We start from the raw sequence: 1233 nt of genomic DNA, 5'->3' as shown, positions 1-1233 counted from the left end.
AACGGCGAGGCGTTCGATTCCGCCGCGGTGAAGTTCTCGTTCGAGCGCGCCGGCGCCGCCAACAGCACCAACAAGGACAAGGCGCTGTTCCAGGCGATGGAGGCGGTCAACGCGCCGGATGCCGAGACCATCGAGGTCAAGCTGAAATATTCCGAGCCGAACCTGCCGTTCCTGCTCGGACAGGCGACCGCCTCGATCGTCGAGCCGAAGAGCGCGCCGACCGACGCGACGCAGCCGGTGGGCACCGGACCTTATACGTTGGGCGCCTGGGCCAAGGGCTCGTCGCTGACGCTCAACAAATGGCCGGACTATCGCAACGCCGCCGCCGTCAAGCTGTCGAAGGTGACGATCCGCTTCATCTCCGATCCCGCAGCGCAGGTCGCGGCGCTGTTGTCGGGTGACGTCGATGCGTTCCCGCGCGGCACCACGGCGCGCACGATCGCGCAGTTCAAGGCCGACCCGCGCTTCACCGTGCTGATCGGCGGCTCGAAGGCGAAGACCATCGTCACCATCAACAACAAGAAGAAGCCGCTCGACGACGTCCGCGTCCGCCGCGCCATCCTCGCCGCGATCGACCGCAAGGCGATGATCGAGGGCGCCGTCGACGGGCTGGGCACCCCGATCGGCAGCTTCTACACGCCGGGTTCGCTCGGCTATGTCGACACCACCGACATCAATCCCTACGATCCCGAGAAGGCCAAGAAGCTGCTGGCGGAGGCCGGCGTGACCACCCCGCTGCAGCTGTCGTTGCGGCTGCCGCCGCCGGCCTATGCGCGGCAGGGCGGCGAGGTGCTCGCGGCGCAGCTCGCCAAGGTCGGCATCGTCGCCAAGATCGAGAACCTCGAATGGGCGGCATGGCTGTCGCAGGTGTTCAACGGCCCGCATGATTTCGATCTCACGATCGTCTCGCATGTCGAGCCGTTCGACCTCGTGAAGTTCACCGAGAAGAACTACTATTTCGGCTATCAGTCCGAGGCGTTCGACAAGCTGTATCAGAAGATCGTCGACACGCCGAACGAGGCCGATCGCGCCAAGCTGCTCGGCGACGCCCAGCGCCTGCTCGCCACCGACGCCGCCGCCGGCTTCCTGTTCCAGCCGCAATGGATCACGGTGATCAACAAGAAGCTGAAAGGCGTCTGGAAGGACGTGCCGCAGTTCGAGAACGATTTCTCGAGCTGGAGCTGGGAGTGAGCGGCGGAGTTCTTGGTACGACGCCGCAGCAACGCTGCCCAA

General features: G+C 65.3%; 1 protein-coding gene. It reads left to right on the top strand.

What is annotated here, in order from left to right:
- Positions 1–1191: ABC transporter substrate-binding protein (locus tag BRAS3809_RS07855; RefSeq protein WP_035655713.1), on the top strand; the 1191-nt coding region annotated here is incomplete at its 5' end.
- Positions 1192–1233: the final 42 nt, after the last annotated feature.

It is taken from the genome of Bradyrhizobium sp. STM 3809 (assembly GCF_000239795.1).
In the GTDB taxonomy this organism is placed as follows: Bacteria; Pseudomonadota; Alphaproteobacteria; order Rhizobiales; family Xanthobacteraceae; genus Bradyrhizobium.
This window is presented reverse-complemented; position numbering and strand designations above follow the sequence as displayed.